Consider the following 22,133-nt stretch of genomic DNA (forward strand, 5'->3'; position numbering starts at 1 on the left):
ACCGGGGGTTTCTTGATTGCGGGCCTCCAAGTTTGCGGGCCTACTCGCCGTAAGGGACCCAAACTGTTTTGACCTCGGTCGCGGCTGCTAGGAACGTCGCGGCGTCGACTTTTGACCAGTCGTGCCCCTTGCCATTGTTCACCCATGTCCGCTTGACGTTTCCTGCGGCCTCGCGCTCGATGACAGTCGAAAGATCTCTGCCTGAGAAGGTCCAGACGGCATCCACGTCCATGTGACCGCCTGCCTGCGGCGCAAGTTCGGTGTGGCTGCCGGTCAGGATGTTTATCACGCCGCCGGGAACGTCAGATGTGTCCAGCACCTGATAGAAGTCGGTAGCGGCAAGCGGGTAGGGCTCACTTGCAATCAGGGTGATCCGGTTGCCCATCGCCATGGCCGGCGCAATCACTGAGACAAGGCCCAAAAGCGGCGCGTCATCGGACGCGAAGGCGACGATCTTGCCCACGGGTTCATTCATTGCAAGCGCGATCCCGCGCAGCGGCACACCTTTAGCGGCCCCGTCATATTTGTCCGCCCAGGCCGCCCATGTGAACAGTCGATCAATGCTGGCGTCCACTTCGGCCGCGCCACCTCGCTTGCCAGTCATGTGATTGATACGGCGCGCAAATTCGTCTGAACGTGCGGAAAGGTTCTCACCCAGATAATAAAGCACCTGCGCCCGCAGGTGCCCGGTTGTCCTGCCCCAGCCTTGTGCGCCATTCATGGCTTCTACTGCGTTACGCAGGTCCTTGCGATTGGCAAGTCCCGCGTGTCCCAGAAGTCGGCCCTTTGGAGACCAGACGGCCTGCGAGTATCCCCCATCCGGGCGCGCTTGATTGCCGCCAATATAGAGCTTCGCGGTGCGGTCGAGGCTTTCGACGTCCGCCTTTTCAGGTGCCGCCACGGGTGCAATCTGCACCAGTTTCGCCGCCTTGCCCTTTGATTTGGTATAGGCGGCCAAACCTTCCCAGCCGCCTTCGCGACCAAATCCGCTTTCACGGACGCCCCCAAAGCCCGCGGCCGCATCGAACAGATTCGTCGCGTTCACCCAAACTACACCAGCAGTCAGCTTAGGAGCGATATCGAGCGCGAGATTGACATTCTCGGTCCAAACCGTCGCCGCCAAACCGTATCGCGTATTGTTGGCCAGTTCGACGGCTTCACCGGGAGTTCGAAATGTCGTCGCGACCAGAACAGGACCGAAGACCTCTTCTTGCATCAGATTGTCCGCAGTCGAAAGTCCGGTGATCAGGGTGGGCGGATAATAGCATCCTTTCTCGGGCATTTCGCAGGCTGCGTGATAAATATCGCCGGCACTTTCCGAGACCAGTTTGGTGATAGTCTCCAGTTGCACCGGATCGACCACCGCACCGACATCAATGCATTTATCCAAAGGATCACCGACCCGCAGCTTGTCCATTCGGGCCTTAAGAGCGGTATAAAAACCGTCAGAAATGCCTTCCTGCACCAGCAATCGGGAGCCTGCGCAACAGACCTGTCCCTGATTGAACCATATCGCATCCACCAGACCTTCAATGGCGCTGTCGATATCGGCGTCATCAAAGACAATGTAGGGGGATTTCCCGCCCAGTTCCAACGTAAGCTTCTTGCCAGACCCTGCTGTTTCGGAACGGATTTTCCGCCCGACAGAGGTCGATCCGGTAAAGGCGATCTTGTCGATATCGCTATGTTTGACGATCGCTTCGCCACTTGAGCCGTCGCCGGTCACGATGTTCAGGACACCCGGCGGAACGCCAGCTTCACGCGACAGATCCGCAAACAAAAGCGCGGTCAAAGATGTGTATTCCGCCGGTTTCAAAACCACCGTGTTGCCCATCGCAAGGGCCGGAGCGATTTTCCATGCCAGCATCAAGAGCGGAAAGTTCCACGGGATGATTTGCCCGCAAACGCCAAGGGCTTCGCGGTCGGGCAATTCGGCGTCCATCAACTGCGCCATCCCGGCGTGATAATAAAAGTGACGTGCGACCAGAGGGATGTCGATGTCGCGGCTTTCTCGGATCGGCTTTCCATTGTCGAGTGTTTCGAGCGTCGCAAAAAGCCGAGATTGCTTTTGTATTAGTCGTGCCAGCGCATAGAGAACGCGCGCGCGCGTCTTTGCGTCTTTGGCCCATGCCTTGTGTGCCTTGCGCGCGGCAGCGACCGCCTTGTCTATGTCGCTGGCGTTGGCCTGACTGACTTTGGCGAGTATTTCACCAGTGGCGGGGTTCTTTGACGGGAACGAACGCGCTGGCTTTGTCCATTTGCCATCAATGAAGTGGCCAAATGTGCGCTTGTGCGCATCAAGCCATGCCATCGCTTGGGCAGCATCCTCTGGCGCCGGTCCATAGTCCATGGTTTCGAAGATCTCGCGGACGTTCATGCGTCACATCCTTCGGGTTTGAAAACACGTTTCGTCGAGGCGGGAAAGCGCGTCAGTTTGTTGCTTGGTCTTATGGGGCGGGGCACGAAGTTGCCGCCGCAGTTCGGGCAAATGCCCTTGAGCTTGTCGGTCACGCAATCGCGGCAAAAGGTGCATTCGAAAGAACAGATCATGGCGTCGGGGCTCTCGGGTGGGAGGGCCCGGTCGCAGCATTCACAACTTGGGCGGAGGTCCAGCATTGACTTATCCAATCGGATGACGATTTGCGGCCGAGTACCGGCCCGTGACGTGATGCTCAAGCTGGCGCTCGATATCGCCTAGAAGGCTGGAGGCACCAAAACGGAAGAGGTCAGGTCGGAGCCAGCGATCACCAAGTTCGTCCTTGATCAAAGTGAGATACGTGACAGCGTCTTTGGCTTTGGAAATGCCGCCGGCGGGCTTGTATCCGACACGATAACCCGTGGACTCGTGATAGGCGCGAATGGCGCGGATCATCGTGAGACTGACCGGCAGCGTCGCATTTACGCTTTCCTTTCCGGTGGAAGTCTTGATGAAATCCGCCCCGGCCATCATGCAGACCCAGCTGGCCCGCGCAACGTTTCTCAGGGTGCCAAGTTCGCCCGTCGCGAGAATTGCTTTGATATGGGCTTCGCCGCACGCAGCGCGGAAAGCTTTCATTTCGTCATACAGCGCTTGCCAGTTCTGGGTCAGGACATGGCGGCGCGAGATCACGATGTCGATTTCTTTCGCGCCGATTTTGACGCTTTCTTCGATTTCGGCGAGGCGCAGATGGAAAGGGGACAGGCCCGCAGGAAATCCGGTAGACACAGCAGCGACCGGGATGCCGGTGCCCTGCAACGCGGCGACTGCCGTCGGAATCATTTCATGGTAGACGCAGACTGCTCCGGTGGTAATCGGATCCATGCCGAGTGCCTTGAGAATGTCGTCCCGCACAGGGTGCGCGGCCTTGGCACAAAGACGGCTGACGCGACCTTCGGTGTCGTCGCCGGAAAGCGTGGTGAGGTCGATCAGAGTTATTGCCCGCAAGAGCCAGGCGGCTTGATATTCCTTCTTCACGCTGCGACGCCCCGGGAGGGTCGCCGCACGGCGTTCGATAGCGGAGGTATTCGCCTGCAGCGAGGCGATGCGATCGAGATCAAGAGCGGTGCCGGGATTGCGCGGCTCGTGGACTTGCGGCAAATGCGCAAGCGAAGTTTCGACGGCGGAAGTGGTCTTGGCGGTCATGGCGGTGGCCCGGCTGATTAGGGTGCGAAAAGCGTCGCATGGTCTGAGCGATTAATCAAGATTGACCATTTGGTCAAATTTTTTCGCGCAGTGCAAATTCCATGCGGAGAGGGGGCTCTGCCCCCCGCGCATTCGCGCGTCCCCCGTGGTATTTTTGAAAGGATGAAGCCGCCGGTCAGTCGTCCGCCAAGATAGTTTCAACAGTCGCGCCTCGTTCCAGAGTGCGGTGGACCGGGCATTTGTCCGCAATTTCCAGAAGCCGTTGGCGCTGATCGGCGTCGAGTTTGCCTTCGAGATTGATTACTCGGCGAAAGCCGTCGATTTTTGTATCTTCACCCGTGGCGGCGTCTTGACCGTGGACTTTGTCGTGAGACACATCGACCGAGACGTGGCTGAGCGGCCAGCCTTTGCGCCGCGCGTACATGCGGATCGTCATCGATGTGCAAGCGCCCAATCCCGCGGACAGAAACCCGTAGGGTGTCATGCCCTTGTTGGTGCCCCCGTAGGCCTCTGGCTCGTCTGCAAGTGTATGGTGTTGAGGGCCTGCGTTGACGTCTTGCAGAAAGCCAGTTTCGTCCACTTCGGCCACACGCACGATGCCTTCTGGTGCGCCGGGCGGAGGGGCGGGTTGTTTCAGATCGAGGTAGCGCGCGCTCCATGCCGCGATGACTTCGGCGGCGTATTCGGCATCGGCGGCGTGCGTGATGAGGTGGTCGGCGTCGTCCAGCGTTACGAAGCTCTTGGGATGACGTGCGGCGGTGAAGATGTTCGTCGCATTCTCTATGCCGACCGTTTCGTCTCGGGGTGCATGCATGACCAGAAGCGCCTTGCCGAGTCTACCGATTGCAGGCGCAAGCGTTTCGGCATCAACGTCATCGAGGAAGTCTTTCCCGATAGTGAAGGGCCGACCGGCGAGAGAAACCTGCGCTTTGCCTTGTGTTCTGATCGTGTCCAAAGCATCGCCGAAGTTGTGTGTTACATGGCCGGGATCAAATGGCGCGCCAATGGTCGTTACCGCTTTGACTGATGGGATATTGGCAGCCGCCTTAAGCACAGCGGCGCCCCCGAGCGAATGGCCGATCAGCAGGGAAGGCGCCATACCGCGTTCATCCAGCGCTTCGGTAGCACGGACCAGGTCCTGAGCGTTGGACGAAAAAGTTGTATTGGCGAACTCGCCTTTAGAGTGTCCGAGCCCGGTGAAATCGAACCTCAGGACGGCAATCCCCATCGAGGCAAGTCGCGATGATATGCGGCGTGCTGCGGTGATGTCCTTGCCGCAAGTAAAGCAATGGGCAAAGAGCGCCGTCGCAAGATGAGGGCCGTCCGGCAGATCAAGTCGTGCGGCAAGCGCATCGCCTGCGTGTCCTTCGAATGTAAAGCGTTCCATGCTCATCGGGCCGTCTCCCTGCTGGTCTGGTCTCACAACCTGTGCGCCGATGCGCGGCAAGGCAAGGGCTGTGTCAGCACTGTCACGTCACCGTGACGCCTGCGTCATTTCGCAACTGGGCGGTCGGCCCATTCGATCACAGTTCGCTACATTGCATCGCAGAGCGTGAGTTCGCCCTTTCCCCTTTGCCATCAAGCGCCTACCAAGAGATACCGCGCCAGAAAGAAACAGCGCGGTGCGTTGGGCGTCTCCCGGACAGGACGTCTTTCGGTCCGAAAGTGTCCGGGGTGGACCTTTGCGCATGGACGCCCCTCGCAAGTCGATTGCCAGTACCCAAATGCACGCGGCCCTTGGCGCTTGCAAAACAGGCTGGCACGTCCTGCGCACCAAAGGGCCGAGCGGTATTCAATTCTGGTTCATCGCGCTTCTGATCGGGATCGCTGCGGGCTTTGCCGCAGTTCTGTTTCGAACCGGCATTACCCTGCTGCAACAGACGCTTTACGGAACGGATGACGTTCGTCTGATCCACTCGTTTGCCGAAACGCTACCCTGGTATGTGATCTTCATCATTCCGATCTTTGGCGGGCTGACGGTGGGGTTGATCCTTAACCGGTTCACGTCCGACGGCAAGGTGCGCTCGGTAGCGGAAGTTATCGAAGGGGCCGCAATCAAGGATGGTCGCGTTGAGATGAAAGAAGGCTTCGCGTCTGCGGCAGCGTCTCTTATTACGCTTGGTACCGGGGGCTCAACCGGTCGAGAGGGGCCTGTGGTGCATCTGGCGGCCGTGATTTCGACCTGGGTTTCCAACCGTATGGCGGCAGATGGCATCACCGGGCGTGACCTCTTGGGATGCGCGGTTGCCGCGGCTGTTTCGGCGTCGTTCAATGCGCCGATCGCGGGGGCGCTTTTTGCGCTTGAGGTCATACTGAGGCATTTCGCCGTCCACGCCTTCGCCCCGATTGTCATCGCGTCGGTGGCGGGGACGGTTATCAATCGCCTGACCTTTGGTGATATCACCGAATTCTCGCTGGGTCAGGCAAGCGTTCTGGCGTTTTATGTCGAGCTTCCCGCCTTTTTGATCCTCGGGCTATTGTCCGGATTGGTCGCTGTCCTGATGATGCGGGCGATCTTTTGGGCTGACGACTTTGGCACTTTCTTCCAGCACAAGGTCCGCTTGCCCCGGTTCCTGCGTCCGGCGGTGGCCGGTGCCCTTCTTGGGGCGCTTGCGATCTTTTACCCCCACATCATCGGCGTTGGCTACGAGACCACATCGGCGGCTCTGACCGGTTCGCTGATGCTCCACGAAGTCGTCGTGTTCTGCGTGTTGAAGGTCGTCGCCGTTGCCATCACCATGGCGGGCCGCATGGGGGGCGGAGTGTTTTCTCCATCGCTCATGGTAGGGGCTTTGCTGGGGCTGGCGTTCGGGCTGGTCGCGACATCCATCGCGCCGAACGTGTCCGGCTCCGAAACGCTCTATGCTTTGGCCGGTATGGGAGCGGTTGCAGCGGCGGTTCTCGGTGCACCGATCTCGACCACGCTGATTGTTTTCGAACTGACCGGAGACTGGCAGACGGGCCTTGCCGTGATGGTCGCGGTTTCCATGTCGACGGCATTGGCGTCCCGGCTGGTAGACCGCTCGTTCTTTCTGTCCCAACTGGAACGGCGCAACATTCACCTAGCCGCAGGACCGCAGGCCTATCTGTTGTCCATATTCCGTGTGGCCAATGTGATGCGCAAGCCCGATGATCCCCGCGCAGCGCCGGATGACGCAATCTGGGAGGCAATCGAAGGAGGGCACACGATCGGGCGCAACGACACGCTTGAAGCCGCGATGCCTGTGTTCGAAGCGACGAACCGTCAGTTTCTGGCCGTCGTCACGCTGGGAGAAGAAGGCGAGGCTCCGAAAATTCACGGCGCCTTGTTCCAGGTTGATGCTTTACGCGCTTACAATCGTGCGCTTGCGGCAACCGCAGCAGAAGAGCACAGTTGACGGTCGCTCAGACCTGTTCGACCGCCACCTGATCGCCCCCATTAAACGCCAGATGACCTGCGATCTCGCGCATGCCTTCGTTCGGGTTCTCATAGCTCCAGGCCGCGTCCTGAATAGTCGTGCTCTTTGTAATAATCGAAAAATAACTGGCGTCGCCCCTGTGCGGACAATGCGATGTCCGCTCTGAGACATCCAGAAAATCCATCGCAATGTCGTCCCGAGGGAAGTAGATCACTGGGCCATAGCCGTCTTCTGTCAATTCAAGTGCATTCTGACTTTCGGCAAGAACAGCACCGCCCGCGCGAACAACCCAAGTGCCGTCCGCCTTCGATATTGTAATATGTTTGGCCATGATGCGGCTCCTTTTGCGTGCGCGTCGCGCAGGGCGCGAGACGTTTGCACGGGTTCAGACGTGTCAGATAGGGCGGGTGGCCGCGTTCAGCCAGTCTTTTGCGCTTTTCGAGACGCGCGATTGAAGTTTTTCGCGGACCTGCAGGTGATAATCGTTCAGCCAGTCACGCTCGAATTTGCTCAGTAACTCCACATCTACCAGACGCAAATCGATCGGCGCAAAGGTCAGGGTTTCGAAATCGAGTTGGTCCCGACCGTCGCCGAGCGTTTCAGCCTGCCGCACCACAATCAGGTTTTCAATGCGAATACCGAATGCACCCTCGCGGTAATAACCGGGCTCGTTCGACAGGATCATGCCGGGTTGCAGAGGAACCTCGGAAATCCGCGAAAGGCGTTGTGGTCCTTCGTGAACGCTCAGGAAAACGCCGACACCATGCCCGGTGCCGTGGTCATAATCTAGGCCCGCACGCCAGAGCGGCGCCCGCGCAAGCGCATCCAGGTCGCGCCCTGCCAAACCGCGTGGGAATCGCGCACAAGAGATCGCGATCATGCCTTGCAGAACCCGTGTAAAACACGCGCGGTGCTCATCGGTGGGGTTTCCCACGATGATCGTGCGTGTGATATCGGTTGTTCCGTCTCTGTATTGTCCACCGGAATCAACCAGATAGAGCTCTCCGGGCAGAATGGCGCGGTTTGTGTCCTCGGTCACCCGGTAATGGCACATCGCCGCATTCGGCCCGGCTCCCGAGATGGTATCAAAGGAAATATCATGCAGCGTATTGGTCGCCCGACGAAACCCTTCAAGGGACTTGGCCGCGTCAATTTCGGTCAGCGCGCCGCTTGGGGCGTGTTCGTCGAACCACGACAGAAATTCGACCATCGCGGCCCCATCGCGCAGATGCGCGCCCCGCGTAGCGGCAATCTCGGCCTGTGTCTTGCGCGCTTTTGGCAAAACACACGGATCATCACCCTCGACGATCTCGATACCGTCCACGGCCACCAATACGGCGTGAACGGCTTCCGGCGCAGACCCGGGATCGATCTGAACCGTGCCGGACAGTGTTTCAAGATAAGCCGCCAAACCGTCGTAGGGATGAAGCGAGACGTTGCTGCCCAAATGCGCGTTCACGGCCTCGTCCGCTGTGGCGTTCGTGAAAAAGGCGACCTTGCCAGAGCCATGCAACACCGCAAATCCTTGCGCCAACGGATTGCGGGGAATGTCGCTGCCGCGGATGTTCAAGAGCCAGCAAATGGAATCCGGCAGGGTCAAAACAACAGCGTCACTGCCTTGGTCCTTCAGATCGCTCGCAAGACGCGCGCGCTTGTCTGCGCTGCCTTCCCCGGCGACTTCAACGGAATGGACCAAAAGCGGCGCTTTCGGCCGGTCCGGTCGATTGTCCCAAACCGCGTCGACAAGGTTTGGCGTCATAACAAGCGAAACACCGGCACTTTCCAATGCCGCGCGCAATCCACGCACCTCCGTTACCGTATGCAACCACGGATCAATACCGACTTTATTTCCCTTTTTCAGATACTTGACCAGCCATGGCCCTAGCTTGATTTCGGGCCAGTGGACCGGTGTGAATTCGTCCGCGACCTGAGATTTGACCTGCACCCGATAGCGGCCATCGATGAAAACACCCGCCAAGTCCTGCGTTATCGCCGCAAATCCTGCCGAGCCGGTAAAGCCCGTCAGCCATGCCAGCCTCTCGTCGCATGGGGCGACGTATTCCCCCTGATGCGCATCGGCCCGCGGCACTACAAAGGCGTCGACATCAGACTTTGCCATCTGTGCGCGCAGCGCTTTCAAACGGGGAGGCCCCTGATCGGGGGACGATTTTGCCTCGAACGACTGGAACATGATTAGCCCTTTTTGACGGCCTGCATCCGGGCGCGCGAGCGTGGATTGTTATCAAACAGCGCGGCAAGTTGCTCGGTCATCGCGCCGGCAAGTTGCTCGACGTCCGTAATGGTCACCGCGCGCGAATAATACCGCGTCACATCATGGCCGATGCCGATCGCCAAAAGTTCAACCGCCTTGCGTTTTTCGATCATATTGATGACGTCGCGAAGATGCTTTTCGAGAAAGTTCGCCGGGTTCACGGAAAGCGTGGAATCATCCACCGGCGCACCGTCAGAGATCACCATCAAGATCTTGCGCGCCTCGCGCCGACCCGCAAGCCGACGGAACGCCCATTCAAGCGCCTCACCGTCGATGTTTTCCTTCAACAGGCCCTCTTTCATCATGAGGCCAAGGTTCGTTCGTGACCGACGCCACGGCGCATCCGCGCTTTTGTAGACGATATGGCGCAGGTCGTTCAGACGGCCCGGCAGTTGTGGACGTCCTTCCTGAAGCCACTTTTCGCGCGATTGTCCGCCCTTCCAGGCGCGCGTCGTAAAGCCGAGGATCTCGACCTTGACGTTGCATCGCTCCAGCGTCCGCGCCATCACATCGGCGCAGATCGCTGCAATGGAAATCGGCCGCCCCCGCATCGAGCCGGAATTATCCAGCAAGAGCGTAACGACCGTGTCGCGAAACTCCACGTCCGTTTCCTGCTTGTACGCCAGCGGAATCGTCGGGTTCGCAATTATCCGGGCAAGGCGCGCCGCATCCAGAATGCCTTCATCAAGATCGAACTGCCAACTACGGTTCTGTTGCGCCATCAAGCGGCGTTGCAACTTGTTGGCCAACCGCCCGACAGCCCCTTTCAATGGGTCAAGCTGCTGGTCCAGGTAGGCACGCAAACGCTCAAGTTCGGCGGGCTCGGCAAGGTCTTCGGCCTTGATCTCTTCGTCGAAATCAGTTGAAAACACTCTATAATTCGGGTCTGCGTCGCTGATGGGGGCAACCGGTGGGGGCTCCATTTCGGACTCGCCGTCGGGCATCTTGGCCTCTTCGCCCGTCTCCATGTCCGACATATCGTCCATCGAGATCTGGGCCTGACTTGGGTCCTGCTCGGCATCCTGACTTTGCTCCGGCGACGCCTCCGAGGCATCTTCCTCGCTGCCCTGATCTTCTCCCTGCGCATCGGGGTTTTCGTCGTCTTCGGCGCTTTCTTCCGACTGATCGTCCTGCTCAGGATCATCTAGGTCCGGATCATCGCCCAACTGGTCGCCATACCCTAGGTCACTGATGACCTTGCGCGTAAAGCGCGCAAACTCGGACTGATCTTTCAAAACGTCGCCGAGGTCCTCCAGTGTGCCGCCAGCCTGTTCCTCAATAAAACCGCGCCACAAGTCCAAGACATTGTCGGCACCCTCGGGAAGCGGCCGTCCGGTTGCCAGGTGTCGCACCAGATATCCGGCAGCAACGGCAAGCGGCGCCTCAGAGGATTCGCGGATTTGCGCATAGCCACGCCTTTGTGCCTCATGCGCGATCCGGGCGTCGATATTTCCGGCCGTTCCGGGCATGTCATGGGCACCGACTGCCTCGCAACGCGCGACCTCCATGGCTTCATAGATGTCGCGGGCCATGTCCCCTTCGGGCGCAAATTTCATGTGGGTCGCCGCATTGTGGTAACGCCGGCGCAGCGCGTAACCGTCCGCCGTGCCGCGGGCCAGAAGGACCTCCTCGCGAGTCATGCGACGCGTCACCTGTGGCAGCCGAACGCCTTCCTGGTTCATCCCGGGCGGATCTACGGTAAAGCTGACCCCCAATTCGGGGTCGTTCGCCAAGACCTTGGTAGCCTCGGCGAGTGCTTTCTTGAACGGATCCGCGGGATTTTCGTTACTTTTCATGGTAATCCACCGACAGGCGCTAAAGCGACGGTGCGCTTCCGCTTCAGGGACGTGTCAAAAGTAGCAGGACGCGCGCGCATCACACCGCGACGCTTGCGGCACTCTCCGGAAGTTCCTCATCGAAGCAACGCTGATAGAACTCCGCGACTGTTTGCCGTTCAAGTTCATCGCACTTGTTAAGGAACGTCAGACGGAATGCATAGCCAACCGAGCGCAGAATCTCTGCATTCTGGGCCCAGGCGATTACACTTCGGGGGCTCATCACCGTGGAAAGGTCACCATTCATGAAGGCCGTCCGGGTAAGATCGGCGACATTTACCATCTGACTGATGATCTTGCGTCCACGCTCGGTGTTATAATGCGGGGCTTTCGACAAGACGATCGCCGCCTCGGCGTCGTGGCTCAGGTAGTTAAGTGTCGCGACAAGCGTCCAGCGGTCCATTTGAGCTTGGTTGATCTGCTGCGTGCCGTGATAAAGACCCGTTGTGTCGCCAAGTCCGATTGTGTTGGCTGTCGCGAAAAGCCTGAAATAGGGATGCGGATCAATCACTTCGTTCTGGTCCAAAAGCGTCAGTTTGCCGTCGATCTCAAGCACGCGCTGGATCACGAACATCACATCTGCCCGTCCGGCATCGTATTCATCAAAGACGATCGCCGTCGGATTGCGCAGCGCCCAAGGAAGAATACCTTCCTGAAATTCGGTATATTGGATGCCTTTGTCGACTTTGATCTGGTCTTTGCCGATAAGGTCGATCCGGCTGATGTGGCTGTCAAGGTTCACGCGCACGCAAGGCCAGTTCAGACGCGCTGCGACTTGCTCAATGTGTGTTGATTTACCAGTTCCGTGGTAGCCTTGGATTAGAACTCTGCGATTGTATTGAAAGCCTGCCAAGATTGCGAGAGTTGTGTCAGGGTCGAATTTATAGGTTGGATCGATTTCGGGTACGCGTTCGTTCGATTCATAAAAACCGCGTACTTTCATATCGCTATCTATACCGAAGACCTCGCGAACGTTGATCTCTTCGGACGGTTTCGCATCGGTGTCTATCCGCGTATAATCCATTACCGGTCCCTAATATCTAAACAAAAGCTCTACGCTGGTCTGTTTCGACGTGCCTGAATACCAGCGATTTTGCAAGGGGTTGAGCGGTCAGGATTCCTATTTGATTGCCAAGTGTGACTTGCCGTTGGACTGCTGATTAGATCAATAAAAGGAAGGTTGCCCGTTCCAGCTCGACGGCAGGTAGCGGTTTCCAAACGACGAAATCCCCCGGTGTCCGTTGCCCTGGTCTGGTTCAGCGAAAATGAACCGGTGTAGTGCTTTGGATATTGGTTCTGAATATGATGCTTATTCTGCAGCGATTTGGGACATGTGCGTTGCGCTGTGATCGACTCTGAACCGACCTATGAGGGCTTGCATGATATCCATCTTGCCGCTGAGATTGCGGGCGGTTTCTCGGCTATCGTCCGCAAGTGCGGCATTTTTCTGAGTGATGCTGTCCATTTGAAGGACTGCGCTTGTCACCTCACTCACGCCGGACGCCTGATCCTGCGCGCGAACGGTAAGTCCGTCCATCGTTGCAGACATGGATTCAACACCCTCAACGACGTCCTTGAGCGTGCTCCCTGTGCGCTCAACAAGGCCGACGCCGCGCTCGACCTGCGATACGGTTTCCTCGATCAGCGCCTTGATATCTCGCGATGCGTCGCCTGAGCGTTGCGCAAGCGCGCGAACCTCGGTTGCGACGACAGCGAACCCCTTGCCTGCTTCGCCTGCGCGCGCCGCTTCAACCGAAGCGTTCAGAGCCAACAGATTGGTTTGATAGGCGATACTGTCCATCACAGCCACGATGTCCTTGATCTTTTCGGACGCGCCTTTGATATCCGTCATGGCGGATATTGAAGCGCCCACGACCTCGCCTGCTTCGCTCACATGCTGCTTCGCGGTCTTCGCGATTGTCGAGGACTTGCGAGCCGCCGCGGCCCCGGACTGCACCGAATTCGACAACTCCTTCATTGCCGCGCTGGTTTCTTCCAAGGCTGCAGCTTGGGTTTCCGCTCGTGAAGACAGATCGTTGGCCTGGCTCTCCATCTGCAAAGAGCTTTTGCCGATATCGTCACACTGATGCGAGATTTCGCGAATGACCTCGCCCAGTGTCAAAGCCGTTTCGTCAATCGCCTTTTGAAGATTGTGAAACAATCCGCGATGGCTTCCCTGCATCCTTATTGTCAGGTCGCCATCCGCCATGCTGCCCAAAACCCGTGCGGTTTCTTTGATACTGTCCTCGACGCTCTCCACAAGCGCGTTCACTGACATGACAATCTCGTCAAGATCAGCCTGTCCGAAACGTCGATCAATGCGCTGCGAGAAATCACCGTTCGCGGCGGCGGTCACGACGCCGCCAAGACCAGAGGAGAGATCACGAATGATGGCCTCGCGTTCGCGCGCCATTGCTGCCTGTCTTTCAGCATCCGCCGCCTGATCCTTTTTAGTCTGCAAGGCCCGCATGCGAACCTCTTCTTTTTCTTTAAGTCGCAGTTGTTCCTGAAGCTTGCGGGCTTCAGCGGCGTTCGTTCTGAATACTTCAAGGCCACGCGCCATATCCCCGATTTCCGTCGCCAGATCGGTTCCGGCGATCTTAAAGTCCAACGTTCCGGAGGCGAGCGTGTTCATGTCACTCAATGTCCGCTCAATGTCCTGACGTATGCGCGTCGAGATGCGACGCGCTGCCATAAACAGAATAGTCAGTGCAGCGAAGACCACGACGGCCTTGAAGGCCGCAAGCAGGCCCGAATGCTTTCTTGCCACAGCCCAGATTTCTGCCTGAAAAATGGAGGCCGCATCCGTGGCATCTTCCACAAGGATGCCCATAGCACCCGATGAAAACAGCAAGTCCGAACTGGTCTGGTCACGCCGCGCCAGGTCCTCGAAAAGTCGGGACTTTAACTCAAAATACGCGGTTAACTCCGTTTGTGCCGCGTCAACCAATGGCTGAAACCTGTCACCACCAAGCAGTCTTACGGCGCGTCCGAACGCTGTTTCCGCCTCGGCACGCCTGTCTTCGAATGTCGTCAGGTCGGATTGCGCGCCTGTTCTGATATACCGCTCAAGATAGAGGCGGGAAAGGGAGAACGCCTGCATCGCGCTTGTGACCTGTTTCACCCCGGCCGGTTGGCCGTCAATGCTGGCGCGCGTGCCGATCTCGGCGAGCGCCTCATTAACGGCAACCCCTGACTGACTGAGCTCTTCCACCAGTCTTGATTTGTTCGCGACAACGCCTTCCAAGGCCTCAAACTGAGATATGTATTGTTCGGTCCGGTCGTGGATCTGAACCATAAGTGCCGCAAATTCGTCGGTCGAGTTCCTGACGGTGTCGCCAATACTGGAAACCTCAAGGATCTCGGCGACTTCGCTTCGGAATGCCGTCGCAAATCTCGGGTCGGCGGAATACTCAAAAGCAACGGCGGCAGTGTTGGCCTCCAACAAATCTTCCAGAATGAGGTTGAGACGTTCCGTCCTTTGCGTTGCGCCATTGAACTGCTTGAACGACATATTGAGCAACACTGCAGCCGCAAATGAAGCTGCCGCAACAAGCAGCAGGAAGCCCACCGATATGCCACTAAGAGCAGTAATCTGCTTACGAATCGTCCAGTTGTTCATGTCGACCTCTCCGTTAGATGGAGAGGAGTTCTAGCGTGAATGCCTTACTGGATCGTGAATTATCGCAGCCTTTCGCCGGATCAGCCTAAGACTGGAAATTCCGGCTTTCCTTGATCTGATCCCAAGCCCAGACCACTTCGGACAACTGGTCCTCATGGCTGCGGTCGCCACCGTTCATGTCGGGGTGCAAAACCTTGATAAGTGCTTTGTATGACTTGCGAATTTCAGGCTTAGACCAATGATCTCGCGCATCCAGAATGTCCAGCGCACGCCGCTCGGTGGGGGGCAGTTTGCGCGAACCCCCCGTGCCCTTGCCGTGATTGCGCGTCGCGTTTTCCCCTAAAATTTGATGCGGATCGTCGACGCCCAATCGTGCCCATGCACGCTGCTCTTCGCCCGGTTTCGAAAAAGGCTTGGTCGCACGGCCCCACACGCGGTCCTTGTCGACCTGCTCGGCGAACTCTTCCTCGGTCGAGCCGTTAAAGAAGTTCCATTTCAGATTGTACTCCCGCACATGATCCTTGCAGAACCAGAAGAACTCATCGAGATCGTCCGGTGATTTCGGCGCACGATATTGCCCGACCTCTTCGCAGCCCGAATGTTCGCAAACACGCGTTGAGGTCTCAAAAGCCCCCGACATGCCGCGCCGCGTCCGCGACCGTTTCTTCTTATCCGCAGAAACACTCAGATTGAAACCAAAGGGGTCTTCACTCATGGGCCTTGCACCTTTCCGACTCGGACGCATGAGTTTACAGTCTCGCTGTGAAGATTGAAGGGGTAGGGCGCAAAAAAATGTCAGTCACTGAAGAAATTCGGACACGGCTTGAGGCCGCTTTCCGACCGACGACGCTCGAGATCGTGGATGACAGTGAAAGCCACCGCGGCCATGCGGGATTTCAGGAAGGCGGCGAAAGCCACTTTCAGGTGACCATCCAGTCACCCAGTTTTGAACCGATGAACAGAATAGCACGGCACAGGGCTGTGCATAACGCGCTCGGTGCGGATCTCGTCGCACGCATCCACGCGTTGGAACTGAAGATTTCGGTTTAGGAGTTGGGCTCGGCGCTGCCGGGAATGCGGCTGATCGGTGGATCCACGCGTGCGGGCCTCGGTTCGGGTGCCAGTGTCAGCGGCGGCAAGGATGCTTCTTTGGTCTCGGTCGCTGTAGCCGTTTGTTTGATGCGCCGGAACACGATGACCGACTGGTCTGTGACCTGAGTGCCGGTCAATCCCCTGCGGGATTCGCAAGGCAAGGTTTCGACCCGGACGAACTCCCAGCCGTTTCCGGCGTACTCGTTCAGCGTTTCGGTTATCGCCAATGCAAAGCGATCTTCCGTTGTTTTCACGCCTCTGGCCTTGGTCCCGCGCATCGGCGCGGGGACTGCCTTGTATTCAAACCTGACCACGAGGTCGCTCCTTTGTCATGTCGTAAGCCCGATCCTGCCCGAGATCGGCCCCTTATGGCAACTTTAACGCTGCGACCTCAAAGACCAAGCTTTGCGGCGACGATTTCGTTCACCGCCTGTGGGTTGGCCTTGCCGCCAGTGGCTTTCATCACCTGACCGACAAACCAGCCCGCCAGTTTCGGGTTCACCTTGGCCTTTTCAACCTGCGCCGGGTTCTCCGCAATGATGCGTTCCACCTCGGTTTCAATTGCGCCGGTGTCAGTCACCTGTTTCATGCCGCGCTCTTCGACCAGCGTTGCCGGGTCGCCGCCCTCGGTCCAGACGATTTCGAACAGGTCCTTGGCGATCTTGCCAGAGATGTCACCCTTGGAAATCAACTCGACGATCCCACCAAGCTGAGCCGCGGAAACAGGGCTGTCCGCAATCTCGCGATCTTCCTTCTTCAAACGTCCGAACAATTCGTTGATCACCCAGTTCGCCGCCAGCTTTCCATCACGCCCGGTCGCCACGTCCTCAAAAAACGCCGCGTTTTCAACATCCGCCGTCAGAACGGACGCGTCATATTCCGTCATTCCATAATCCGTCACGAACCGCACACGCTTTGCATCCGGCAACTCGGGCAACGACGCCTTGATGTCATCCACCCAGGCCTGCTCGATCTCCAGCGGCAACAGATCGGGGCAAGGGAAGTAGCGATAGTCATGCGCTTCTTCCTTCGAACGCATCGACCGTGTTTCTCCCTTGTCGGGATCGTAGAGCCGTGTTTCCTGAACGACCTCCTTGCCGTCCTCCAGCAGCGCAATCTGGCGCCTGGCTTCCACGTCGATCGCCTGCTGAATGAACCGCATCGAGTTCATGTTCTTGATCTCGCACCGCGTTCCGAGATGTGAAAAGTCTTGTGTTTCCTGATACTTCTCGTAATCGCCCGGACGACAGACCGAAACGTTCACGTCCGCGCGCATGCTGCCGTTTTGCATATTGCCGTCACAGGTGCCGAGATAGCGCAGGATCTGACGCAACTTCACCACATAAGCGGCGGCCTCTTCGGGACCGCGAATGTCAGGGCGGCTTACGATCTCCATCAGTGCGACGCCGGTCCGGTTCAGGTCCACAAAAGACATATGGGGGTCCATATCGTGGATTGACTTGCCCGCGTCCTGCTCGAGGTGAATGCGCTCAACCCGCACCAGACGCGCAATGCCCGGACCCATATCGACCAAAATTTCACCTTCGCCGACGATCGGGTGATAAAGCTGGCTGATCTGATAGCCCTGCGGCAAATCGGGATAGAAATAGTTCTTGCGATCGAACGCCGAGACCAGATTGATCTCTGCCTTCAGCCCCAGTCCGGTGCGCACGGCCTGCTCGACGCAAAACTCGTTGATGACCGGCAACATGCCCGGCATCGCGGCGTCCACGAAGGCCACGTTCGAGTTCGGTTCCGATCCGAACTTCGTCGACGCCCCCGAAAACAGCTTGGAACGTGACGAGACCTGCGCATGGACCTCAAGTCCGATCACCAATTCCCAGTCGCCGGTAGCGCCGGAAATCACTTTGGGTTTCGGAGGTTCATAGGTCAGATCAAGCATGTCAGGCACCGTTGGTTGGAACGCTGCGGTTTTAGGCGAGGCAGCGCAGGGCGGCAAGGGGGCAGATCGTCGGCGCTTGTCTGCCGATCTGGTCCCCTCCTGTGTGCTCGCGGACTTGGCAGAGACAACGATTTCGTGTCCAAATGCCGCGGTGGGGGCGTCTGGAGTAATGATGCAAATGGCGCGACTTGGTATTGTCGGACTTGGCGTGATCGCCGCGCTTGCGTTCGCGTGTTCCCGAACCCCCGAACCCGAGACCACCGTTTCAGTTCAGGTGCCTGTCAAAGTCCGCTGGGACACGGAAGAACGAAGTGCGCGCTGGACCAAAGCGGCGATGGCCGCGCTGGACAGCCATGGCGCGCCACTCGTCGAAATGGTGCCCGCCGACATTGACCAATACTGCCCCGGTTACCCCGAAGCTTCCGAGCGTCAGCGCAAGGCGTTCTGGCTGAACCTCATCGCGTCGCTTTCCTACTATGAAAGCACATGGCGACCCGATGTATCGGGCGGAGACGGGCGCTGGCATGGCTTGCTGCAGATCGCGCCTGCCACGGCGCAGGGGTATGGATGTGTGGCCTCGGACGCAAACGAGCTGAAAGACGGGGCGTTGAATGTCTCGTGCGGGATTCGGATCATGGCCGAAACGGTTCCGCGCGACGATGTGATATCGCAAGGGATGCGCGGGATCGCCGCCGATTGGGGACCTTTCCACCAGGAACGCAAACGCTCCGGGATCAAGGCATATACGCGAAAGCTTCCCTATTGCCAGTGATCGGAAAAACCGCGATATTTCTGGTGCTTATGGGGCTAGGATCAGGTGCTTTCGCGCAGGAAGGGCCTTTGATCTCCCAAACCCACGCAGCGCCCCAAGCCCTTGCGGTCGCCCCAGCATCCCGCGACAACCACTTGCCGCGGACAAGCTGGGAGAACCGCCGCAACGGCGCGCTTTGGACCCGCATCGCCCTGGCAGCGGTCGCATCCCATGGCGCGCCTTTGCTGGAGGTCGTGCCCCGTGACATCGCCGAGTGGTGTCCCGCTTATCCCGATCAAACGGCTGAAAACCGTGCGGCTTTTTGGGCCGCACTCCTGTCGACGCTCTCGCGCTACGAAAGCACCTGGAACCCGAACGCCGTAGGCGGCAACGGGCGTTGGTTCGGCCTCATGCAGATTTTTCCTCCGACGGCGGAATTCCGCGATTGCCGCGTTCAAACCGGCGAAGGGCTGAAACGCGCCAGCGCCAATCTCAATTGCGCAATCCGGATCATGGCCACCACCGTGCCGCGAGACGGGGCAATCTCGGTGAAAAACACCCGTTGGCGCGGGGTTGCAGCTGATTGCGGGCCGATTCGAAATGATTGGAAGCGCCGTGATATGCAGCGCTATACCCGCAAACAGACCTATTGCCGCGCGCTTGGCGAGGTACGCCCGAAGAAACGACCGGAGACTCAGGCCGCTTTGGCGGAATAAACTGGGAAATCAGGATTTTCAGTGATCTTCGGCGCGCCGGTGCGCTCGAAAGTATCCGCCAGATTGGCGCGTATCTGGTCCAGAGGAATATGCCACAGACGCGGATAAATGACCCCGAGATGTCGCCGCACCAGCGTATCGAAGGCGTCGCGGTATACATCGCGCCGGTCGCCGGTGACCAGCGTGCCTTCCTTCAGCAAGGTCGCCGCAGCCCAGTTCACATCCGCCTGCGTGCCAGACAGCCGCGCAAGGTCCGTCAATCCTGCTGCAAGTCTCGCAGCATCGACATGGTCACGCAATTCCGGACAATCGGCGAGTGCAGGCAAGGCACAAAGAGCATAACCGCCTTTTCCGAGCGTTTCGGCCGTGCGCGCCTCTGCTTTGGCAACCTCGGCTTTGAATGTCGAAAGGCTCACGGGCCCGTCTTTGAAAAGCTGCGGTATATGCACGGCATAGATCGCCGGGTTCGATGGATCGAGGTCGATCCAGTCTTCAAATGCATGTTTCAGACGCGCAGCACCATCCGGCATCCCGAGAGCAAGTTCATAGTACGCGCTGGCCAGCAGAGGGGACATATGCGCCACAGGGTCAAATCGCGACAGGATCACTTCGGCCCTCAGGTAATGTTGCGCCATATGACGCCACGCCCGCGATTTCTCTCTTTCTGGCCAGAATTCGGCACGACAATTGTCAGCGACAAGCATATGGGCGCAAGCCGCCAGAACCGCATGAACAGGGTCTTCCGGGGCTTCGTTGTGACGCGCCACATAGTCAGCAATCAGGTCGTTGGCGTCGCTCAGATCATCCAGAGAGTTTCGAGAAGCGTCGTCCAGACAGGCCTGAAGTGGCATGAGACAGGTTTCGATCGCGATATCGTGGTGACGGGTGCCACCGGGGGTCGCATCCAGTCGCCGTTCCCATATCGAGATCTCGCGCGACAACTGCGCCCATTCGCAGCGGGCAAACAAGTCCGACACACGGTTCGCAACAGCAGCATGTGCGACCAGATCGGGATCGTTTCGCGCCACGGGAATAAGCAACTCCCGCGCCAGATCGGAAGTCGAGGTCGGCTTCGCACGTTCCGCCATGGCGGCGCGCTTGAAGCTGCGCAGACTGCCCATGGTCAGCGCGCCCAGCAAAGTCAGTGAAAACGCAATCCCCACCGGACCTGACAGAGTATCTGTCAGGCCAGCCAGGTAGGGGGTTGTTTCGAGGGGCATGTGTGTCTTTTCTCCGCCGCAACCATTGCACTCAATCGCGGGAATCGGGCAGCTTTAAGGCGATTTTCGCCCAAACCGGCGATTTCACCGTGCCCAACTGGGAATACGGGTGTTTTGAAGCAGCGAAAACGTCGGCGCATGGCGTCCGCCAAGCGAAAGCGTCGCTCTGCGCAACAATTCAATCGCATCCTGCGAGTTGGAGGGAAGAGCAAAAGCAGAAATCGGCTCGCCGATTGTTATGCGATATGGCTGGCGATCCTTGTTCAAGGTCTCATGAAACAAAGTGATGTCGCGCAAAGTCGGATGGATCGCGTCGAAAAGATAGAACAAGACCGAGTTTCGCGCACGAATATGAATGGGGATCACCGGCAGATCGTATTTGCGCGCAATCATCGCCGCCGAGCTCATCCAGTCGCGTTCGTGCAGGCGCAGCCCTTTCCGCTTGGCCAGACGCCCGGACGGGAAAATCACCCCAAGCCGCCCCGCTTCAATCGCCGATTTCGTGTAGGCCATGGTTTCTCGGGTCTTGGCATGGCTGCGTTTTTCCGCGCGCCATTCGACCGGTGCGATTAGGCTCTCGAACTGAGGCAGGATGCGCAGAATGTCCGAATTGGCGTAAATGAACAGATCGGGGCGCAGCGGCCAAAGCAGATGATGCAACATAATGCCGTCCGCGATGCCCGTCGGATGGTTGGCAACGATCAGCGCCGCCCCTTGTCGCGGAATATTCTCCAATCCCATGACCGTCAGATCGCGCACAAGCAGCCCTGCGATATGGTGCATGATGCGGTCAGTGGTCCAGGTCTGATACAGCCTCCCGAGGTCCACCGTACGCTGATACCCAAGCATCGCATTGAACACATCGCGCAGATTACGCGACACGGCGTCCTGGCGAAACAACCAGGGCGCGCGCTCTTCGATCAAAGGGTCAATTCGTTCTTCCATACGCGCACAAAACACCCACTTTGTGACGGTCCGATAACAAGAATATAATGGTTTCGTTGCGCGTTTTTGAGATAGCGCAAGTGGTTCGGCATGATCTTGCGCCAAAGACCTGCCGGGTCGGCTTAAAACAGCCGCTTCACCTTTACACCGCGTGCTTCCAGTGCCTCGTCCAGTTGCCGCCCTGACGGCAGGCAGGGTCCCGGAACATGCAGCTTTGGCCCGGAGTTACGGAAAATCGCGACCCTTTGCGACAAATCCAGCGCGGTGCGGGCGCGGACATAATCGATTTCATCAAGGTCCACACGGTCCCCACGCGCGCCAACCTGCCAGGAAACCGAGTTCTCATCGATGCTGAGGCGGGCTTCCGTGTTGGCGATGATCGACCAGATCGCCGGAGCAATCAGCACGGCAAACAAGGCGACGACAAACGGATGCGCTTGAAGTCCGAACATCAGCACCAGCAGACCAACAATCGCAAAGGTAACCATCAGATAGCTGGTGGCATTTCGCGAAGTGCGCCTATGTGTAAAAGTCTCGGACATGGCTGTGGGGTGCCGCAGCTTGGCAGGATTGGCAAGAGAAATGGCGAAATACACCAAAGCGACGCTGCCCTCCAAGACCTGTGTGACCTGTGGCCGCACGTTTTCGTGGCGCAAGAAATGGGCCAAAGTCTGGGGCGAGGTCAAATATTGCTCCGAACGCTGTCGGCGGGAACGGAATACTTGAGTATACAGCGCCTTGCCTCGGGCCGCGCGGT

At 58.2% G+C, this 22,133-nt stretch carries 20 protein-coding genes; 5 read left to right on the forward strand and 15 right to left on the reverse strand.

The window, feature by feature from the left end:
* Window positions 1-40: 40 nt before the first annotated feature.
* The 4 genes from BOA8489_RS14330 to BOA8489_RS14345 form a co-directional block, all read right to left on the reverse strand.
* Window positions 41-2,377, reverse strand: coding sequence for an aldehyde dehydrogenase family protein (locus BOA8489_RS14330; RefSeq protein ID WP_093974987.1), 2,337 nt, complete (start codon window positions 2,375-2,377; stop codon window positions 41-43).
* Window positions 2,374-2,616 carry a DUF1272 domain-containing protein gene (locus tag BOA8489_RS14335; protein ID WP_093974988.1) on the reverse strand — a complete coding sequence of 81 codons (243 nt, stop codon included), beginning with the start codon at window positions 2,614-2,616 and terminating at the stop codon, window positions 2,374-2,376. Before BOA8489_RS14335 ends, BOA8489_RS14330 begins: the two co-directional genes overlap by 4 nt.
* Window positions 2,617-2,620: 4 nt before the next feature.
* Complete coding sequence (gene deoC / locus BOA8489_RS14340) at window positions 2,621-3,622, reverse strand: deoxyribose-phosphate aldolase (RefSeq protein ID WP_093974989.1); 1,002 nt, start codon at window positions 3,620-3,622, stop codon at window positions 2,621-2,623.
* 175 nt (window positions 3,623-3,797) lie between these two features.
* Window positions 3,798-5,015, reverse strand: coding sequence for a bifunctional alpha/beta hydrolase/OsmC family protein (locus tag BOA8489_RS14345; protein ID WP_093974990.1), 1,218 nt, complete (start codon window positions 5,013-5,015; stop codon window positions 3,798-3,800).
* A 295-nt stretch (window positions 5,016-5,310) separates the two neighbouring features.
* Here BOA8489_RS14345 and BOA8489_RS14350 point away from each other — a divergent pair, with 295 nt between their 5' ends.
* On the forward strand, window positions 5,311-6,999 hold the full coding sequence (locus BOA8489_RS14350) for a chloride channel protein (protein WP_093974991.1): 1,689 nt from the start codon (window positions 5,311-5,313) through the stop codon (window positions 6,997-6,999).
* A 7-nt stretch (window positions 7,000-7,006) separates the two neighbouring features.
* Here BOA8489_RS14350 and BOA8489_RS14355 read toward each other — a convergent pair whose 3' ends face one another.
* From BOA8489_RS14355 to BOA8489_RS14380, 6 genes are all read right to left on the reverse strand, one after another.
* Window positions 7,007-7,351 (reverse strand): DUF427 domain-containing protein, encoded by a 345-nt coding sequence (locus tag BOA8489_RS14355; protein WP_093974992.1) that lies wholly within the window; start codon window positions 7,349-7,351, stop codon window positions 7,007-7,009.
* Window positions 7,352-7,414: 63 nt separating this feature from the next.
* Window positions 7,415-9,211: an aminopeptidase P family protein gene (locus BOA8489_RS14360; protein WP_093974993.1), complete on the reverse strand. Its 1,797-nt coding sequence runs from the start codon at window positions 9,209-9,211 to the stop codon at window positions 7,415-7,417.
* A 2-nt stretch (window positions 9,212-9,213) separates the two neighbouring features.
* A complete protein-coding gene (gene cobT / locus BOA8489_RS14365) occupies window positions 9,214-11,088 on the reverse strand; it encodes a cobaltochelatase subunit CobT (RefSeq protein ID WP_093974994.1) in 1,875 nt (624 codons plus the stop codon).
* Between the two features lie 79 nt (window positions 11,089-11,167).
* The gene (cobS, locus tag BOA8489_RS14370; protein ID WP_093974995.1) at window positions 11,168-12,151 is read right to left on the reverse strand and encodes a cobaltochelatase subunit CobS; all 984 of its coding nucleotides are present in this window, start codon (window positions 12,149-12,151) and stop codon (window positions 11,168-11,170) included.
* A gap of 285 nt (window positions 12,152-12,436) precedes the next feature.
* Window positions 12,437-14,749, reverse strand: coding sequence for a methyl-accepting chemotaxis protein (locus BOA8489_RS14375; protein ID WP_093974996.1), 2,313 nt, complete (start codon window positions 14,747-14,749; stop codon window positions 12,437-12,439).
* An 85-nt stretch (window positions 14,750-14,834) separates the two neighbouring features.
* A complete protein-coding gene (locus BOA8489_RS14380) occupies window positions 14,835-15,464 on the reverse strand; it encodes a DnaJ domain-containing protein (RefSeq protein WP_093974997.1) in 630 nt (209 codons plus the stop codon).
* A gap of 77 nt (window positions 15,465-15,541) precedes the next feature.
* On the opposite strand from BOA8489_RS14380, the gene BOA8489_RS14385 reads away from it, so the two are divergent.
* Window positions 15,542-15,799: a BolA family protein gene (locus BOA8489_RS14385; protein ID WP_093974998.1), complete on the forward strand. Its 258-nt coding sequence runs from the start codon at window positions 15,542-15,544 to the stop codon at window positions 15,797-15,799.
* Here BOA8489_RS14385 and BOA8489_RS14390 read toward each other — a convergent pair.
* Window positions 15,796-16,155, reverse strand: coding sequence for a DUF4177 domain-containing protein (locus tag BOA8489_RS14390; protein ID WP_093974999.1), 360 nt, complete (start codon window positions 16,153-16,155; stop codon window positions 15,796-15,798). The genes BOA8489_RS14385 and BOA8489_RS14390 overlap by 4 nt on opposite strands.
* Before the next feature lie 77 nt (window positions 16,156-16,232).
* Window positions 16,233-17,744 carry an Asp-tRNA(Asn)/Glu-tRNA(Gln) amidotransferase subunit GatB gene (gene gatB, locus BOA8489_RS14395; RefSeq protein ID WP_093975000.1) on the reverse strand — a complete coding sequence of 504 codons (1,512 nt, stop codon included), beginning with the start codon at window positions 17,742-17,744 and terminating at the stop codon, window positions 16,233-16,235.
* Here gatB and BOA8489_RS14400 point away from each other — a divergent pair.
* Both BOA8489_RS14400 and BOA8489_RS14405 read left to right on the forward strand, forming a co-directional pair.
* Window positions 17,743-18,516, forward strand: a complete 774-nt coding sequence (locus tag BOA8489_RS14400) for a transglycosylase SLT domain-containing protein (RefSeq protein WP_245813864.1) — start codon at window positions 17,743-17,745, stop codon at window positions 18,514-18,516. The two genes, gatB and BOA8489_RS14400, sit on opposite strands and share 2 nt — an antisense overlap.
* Window positions 18,513-19,211, forward strand: a complete 699-nt coding sequence (locus BOA8489_RS14405) for a transglycosylase SLT domain-containing protein (protein ID WP_245813880.1) — start codon at window positions 18,513-18,515, stop codon at window positions 19,209-19,211. The genes BOA8489_RS14400 and BOA8489_RS14405 overlap by 4 nt, the downstream gene beginning before the upstream one ends.
* Here the strand turns inward: BOA8489_RS14405 and BOA8489_RS14410 are convergent.
* The 3 genes from BOA8489_RS14410 to BOA8489_RS14420 all read right to left on the reverse strand — a co-directional run bounded on the left by BOA8489_RS14410 (window position 19,190) and on the right by BOA8489_RS14420 (window position 21,918).
* Window positions 19,190-20,431 carry a hypothetical protein gene (locus tag BOA8489_RS14410; RefSeq protein WP_093975001.1) on the reverse strand — a complete coding sequence of 414 codons (1,242 nt, stop codon included), beginning with the start codon at window positions 20,429-20,431 and terminating at the stop codon, window positions 19,190-19,192. The two genes, BOA8489_RS14405 and BOA8489_RS14410, sit on opposite strands and share 22 nt — an antisense overlap.
* Before the next feature lie 84 nt (window positions 20,432-20,515).
* Window positions 20,516-21,376 (reverse strand): lysophospholipid acyltransferase family protein, encoded by an 861-nt coding sequence (locus BOA8489_RS14415; RefSeq protein ID WP_093975002.1) that lies wholly within the window; start codon window positions 21,374-21,376, stop codon window positions 20,516-20,518.
* 122 nt (window positions 21,377-21,498) lie between these two features.
* Entirely contained in the window at window positions 21,499-21,918 is a 420-nt protein-coding gene (locus tag BOA8489_RS14420; protein WP_141138308.1) for a hypothetical protein, read from the reverse strand.
* A 40-nt stretch (window positions 21,919-21,958) separates the two neighbouring features.
* Here BOA8489_RS14420 and BOA8489_RS14425 point away from each other — a divergent pair, with 40 nt between their 5' ends.
* Window positions 21,959-22,102, forward strand: coding sequence for a DUF2256 domain-containing protein (locus tag BOA8489_RS14425; RefSeq protein WP_093975004.1), 144 nt, complete (start codon window positions 21,959-21,961; stop codon window positions 22,100-22,102).
* The last annotated feature ends 31 nt before the right edge of the window (window positions 22,103-22,133 follow it).

Origin of the sequence: Boseongicola aestuarii, assembly GCF_900184815.1 — a bacterium.
Taxonomy (GTDB): domain Bacteria; phylum Pseudomonadota; class Alphaproteobacteria; order Rhodobacterales; family Rhodobacteraceae; genus Boseongicola; species Boseongicola aestuarii.